We start from the raw sequence: 3,823 nt of genomic DNA, 5'->3' as shown, positions 1-3,823 counted from the left end.
CTCGAAACACGCGAAGTCCGCCTCCGCGGACTGCGGCCGCGGACCTCGTGCACGCTCGCGCACTCTCTCGAGAGCACCATCGTTCTCGTCGGGCGGCCCACGGCGTCATCCTGAGGCGGCGCCGGACCGACTCTCAGCCGCGCCGAAGCCGGGCGCCGACGAAGGATCTGCTTTCCGCGCGAGAACGGGCGTGGGATGCGCAGGTGGGCTCTGCCGACTTCTCCGTTGATCCACCCTCGAGAAGAGCGTACCTTGGGCGTTTCGGGACAGGTTCCTTCTGCTTGCGTGGTGATGACTGAGCTTCCGGTGTACACGGCCACGCGCTACGTGCAGCCGCTGCGCGAAGGAGGGACCCTTCCCGCGGTGGTGGACACGCATGGCGGTGGGCTGTTCGTGGCCAAGTTCCGCGGCGCGGGACAGGGCGCCAAGGCGCTTGTGGCCGAGCTGCTGGTGGGGATGATCGCGCAGGCCGCGCGGCTGCCCGTGCCGGAGCTGGCGCTGATTGAGGTGCTGCCGGAGTTCGGGCGGGGCGAGCCGGATCCCGAAATCCAGGATCTGCTCAAGGCCAGCGTGGGGCTGAACATGGGGCTGCGCTACCTGGACGGCGCGTTCAACTTTCAGCCGTCGGTCGCGGGCGACCTGGTGGATCCGGAGCTTGCCGCGCGCATCGTGTGGCTGGACGCGTTCACCACCAATCCCGATCGCACGGCGCGCAATCCCAACCTGCTGATCTGGGAGCGCCGGCCGTGGCTCATCGATCACGGGGCGGCCCTTTACGCCCAGCACAAGTGGGGCTCGGTGGACGAGACGCGGACGCGGACGCCGTTTCCGCTGATCCGCGATCACGTGCTGCTGGCCGCGAGCGGTGACCTGCGCGCGGCGGATGCGGAAATGGCCGCGGCTCTCTCCGCTGAGGTGCTCGAGGAGATCGTGGCGGTGCTGCCGGATGCGCTGTTGGCCGATCCCGCGATCACGGCGGACTTTGCTACCGCGCCGGAGGCCCGCGAGCGGTACCTGCGTTATTTGACGGAACGCATCCAGGCTCCGCGGACGTTTGTGGACGAGGCGATCAACGCGCGCGAGGTCCGCCGCCGCGAGCCGCCGCCCCGCCTTTCCAGCCGCCGATGAGCGACGCGACGGCTCCGGCGTGGAGCGCGTACAGCTTCGCGGTCCTCAAGGTCGTTCCGCATCCGCACCTGGGCATCGGCGTGCCGGTGGGAGTGCTGCTGCACGCGCGTACCAAGGACTTTCTCGGCATCCAATTGTTGGTGGATGCGGATGAGCTCAAGGCGCGGTGCGTGGTGCGTGATCTGGAACTGCTGGGCAGGTACCTGGAAGGAATCCGCGCGATCTGCGAGGGCGTGGCGGACGCGGGCCCGGTGGCGCTCGCCCCGCCATCCGAGCGGTTTCACTGGCTGACGGCGCCGCGATCGGATGTAATCCAGAGCGGGCCTGTGCACGCGGGCCTTTGTCTCAATCCTGCAGAGGCACTGGCGGAGTTGTTCGCGGTCCATGTGCGGGGTGAGGAAGTCCGGAGCGAGCCCCGGATTTCCTGAGCGAATGAATCCGCCGCTCAAACAGCGGTAAGCCCCGACTCATGGCCCCTGTCGCGTCCACGATCGGGGCTTCAACTGCATCGACAGAGTTGGATGAACAGCAATGCCCCGGTCCATCGCGGATCGGGGCATTCTGTGTTTCATCGACCGTGGAGACTGAAGGTCAGCTCGCGGCGGCCATCCTCGCGGGGGCGGCGGTGGGCACGGTCATGCAGAAGCGGGCGCCACCGCCGGGCGCGGCTTCCATCCACGCGTCCCCCCCGTGGCCCCGGGCGACGGCACGGACGATGGCCAAGCCCAGGCCGCCGCGCCGCTCGGGGGCGCCGGGGGTGGCGAGCGCGGCGAAGGGGCGCCAGATGCGGGCGTGGTCGTGCGCCGCCACGCCGGGGCCCTGGTCGGTGATGCGGATGAGCGTGCGCCCGCCTTCCGCCGCCGCGTCGACGGTGACGTGATCGCCGGCCGCACCGTGCTGCAGCGCGTTCTCGATCAGGTTGTCGAGCGCGAGGCGCAGGGCATCGGCATCCGCCTGCACCATCAATCCGCCCGGCGGATCGGCGACGAGGATGACGCCGCGCGCGCGGCTGGCCTCCCGCGCATCCGCCACGGCGTCCTCCACCAGCGCACCGAGGTCGACGGCGCGCGGGAGGAGGGGGAGGCCGGGGCGCGACAGGCTGGCGAACGCCACCATGTTCTCCACCACGCGCGCCAGGCGGCGGGTGGAAGACTCGATCTCCAGCACGGCGCGCTCCTGGTCTCCCGGGGAGGACACGCGGCCGCTGGCGAGCATCTCGGCGTTCATGCGGACGTGCGCGAGCGGGGTGCGCAGCGTGTGGGCGAGGCCCGCGGTGATGGCGCGGCGGACGCGTTCATCCTCGCGCTCCGCGCGGCGCTGCAGCAGGGCGGCGGCACCGAGGCCGAGCGCAGCGGCCAGCAGCGTCAGAGGGGCGGCCCAGCGGGGAAGGGCCGCGCCCGCGATCCACAGCGCGGCCGCGGCGACGCCCGACATCCCCGCGGCGCCGGCGAGCGCGGCGGAACCCAGGCGTCCGCCGGGGCTGCGCCGCGCGATCTTCATCCCCCGGAGGGGCACGTCAGCCCTGCCCGTACAGCACGGCGCCCACCGCGGCGCGAGTTGACACGCCCAGCTTTCCCAGCACCTGCTCCACGTGGTTGCGCGCGGTGAAGTAGCTGACGGACAGCTGCTTGGCGATTTCGGCGTTGCTGTAGCCTTCGCCCAGCAGGCGGGTGACGGAAATCTGCCGCGCCGTCAGCCCGAACGTTTCGCGCAGGGCGTCGTCGTCCAGCGCGGCGGCGCGCGGCGCGTCTCCCGCCACGGCCGCGACCGGCGCGGGCTTGTTGGCGCGGCGCAGAAGGGCGGAGATGCGCGCCAGCAGTTCCATCACGCTGAACGGCTTGGTGACGTAGTCGTCGGCGCCCAGGCGAAAGCCCTGCAGCTTGTCGGCCTCCAGGCTGCGCGCGGAAAGGATGAGGACGGGACAGGTGCTGCCGCGCTCGCGAAGGTCCTGCAGCACGGTGTAGCCGTCGCGGTCCGGCAGGCCAAGGTCCAGGACGATCAGGTCGGGATGGTCGCTGGTGGCGAGCGCCAGGGCGTGTGCGCCCTTCATGGCCAGCGACACCTCGTAGCCGTCCATCTCCAGGTTGCGCTGCAGCCCTTCGGCGAGGTCGGGGCTGTCCTCGACGAGCAGGATCCGGTGCATGGGTCAGTGGCTCGCGTGTGGGGACCGGCGTGTGGGACGCCGGTTCGTCAGGGGGCGAAGGTACGGCTTGGGGCGGGGTGAGGCATGGGTCGCGTGACCCAGACGGGATGGGAAGTGCGTGAGTGCGGGGTGCGTGAGTGCGTGAGTGCGAGGGACGGAAGTACGAAAGTACGGGGAGAGGCGGAAGGCTTGGTGTGTGTCGGGAAGTTTGCGGCGGCGCGGAGTCTGTTGAGCGAATGAATCCGCCGCTCAAACAGCGGGAACCCCCGACACGGCGCTATTCGCGCGCCGTTCGGGGCTTCAACTGCCATCCGGAACACGGCACGTCGGAGACGCGCCGCAGCACGCGGATTCTGCGCGTTTCCACCTGCGAATCCATCCGCTCCTGAACCGGCGGACGCGCAATGCTCCGCGCTTCGTACGGCACTCTCCTCCACAGTCCGCGAAGGCGGACTTCGCGCCGTTGTTGCCGCGACTTCAACGCTTGGTGTGAGTTTCGGGATACATTCGGTGCGCTCGGTGTACACTTGGGCGGTCCTTTAGCCCGAGAAT

4 protein-coding genes are annotated in these 3,823 nt (G+C 70.2%); 2 read left to right on the top strand and 2 right to left on the bottom strand.

The genetic code is table 11. The annotated features are described in order from the left end of the window. Positions 1-291: 291 nt before the first annotated feature. Positions 292-1,128 carry a HipA family kinase gene (locus HNQ61_RS28125; RefSeq protein WP_170038414.1) on the top strand — a complete coding sequence of 279 codons (837 nt, stop codon included), beginning with the start codon at positions 292-294 and terminating at the stop codon, positions 1,126-1,128. Then, positions 1,125-1,556 (top strand): DUF3037 domain-containing protein, encoded by a 432-nt coding sequence (locus HNQ61_RS28120; protein WP_170038413.1) that lies wholly within the window; start codon positions 1,125-1,127, stop codon positions 1,554-1,556. The genes HNQ61_RS28125 and HNQ61_RS28120 overlap by 4 nt, the downstream gene beginning before the upstream one ends. A 163-nt stretch (positions 1,557-1,719) precedes the next feature. Here HNQ61_RS28120 and HNQ61_RS28115 read toward each other — a convergent pair whose 3' ends face one another. Further along, the gene (locus HNQ61_RS28115; protein ID WP_221305287.1) at positions 1,720-2,643 is read right to left on the bottom strand and encodes a sensor histidine kinase; all 924 of its coding nucleotides are present in this window, start codon (positions 2,641-2,643) and stop codon (positions 1,720-1,722) included. Position 2,644: 1 nt separating this feature from the next. Continuing rightward, a complete protein-coding gene (locus HNQ61_RS28110; protein WP_170038411.1) occupies positions 2,645-3,271 on the bottom strand; it encodes a response regulator in 627 nt (208 codons plus the stop codon). Positions 3,272-3,823 lie beyond the last annotated feature (552 nt).

It is taken from the genome of Longimicrobium terrae, from assembly GCF_014202995.1.
GTDB classification, from domain to species: Bacteria; Gemmatimonadota; Gemmatimonadetes; order Longimicrobiales; family Longimicrobiaceae; genus Longimicrobium; species Longimicrobium terrae.
Note: the sequence above shows the minus strand (reverse complement) of the source record. Positions and strands in the feature narration are given on the sequence as shown.

Excerpts from the sequence above, each read along its gene's own strand:
- HNQ61_RS28125 (WP_170038414.1), top strand. The coding sequence starts at position 292 with ATGACTGAGCTTCCGGTGTACACGGCCACGCGCTACGTGCAGCCGCTG.
- HNQ61_RS28120 (WP_170038413.1), top strand. The coding sequence starts at position 1,125 with ATGAGCGACGCGACGGCTCCGGCGTGGAGCGCGTACAGCTTCGCGGTC.
- HNQ61_RS28110 (WP_170038411.1), bottom strand. The coding sequence starts at position 3,271 with ATGCACCGGATCCTGCTCGTCGAGGACAGCCCCGACCTCGCCGAAGGG.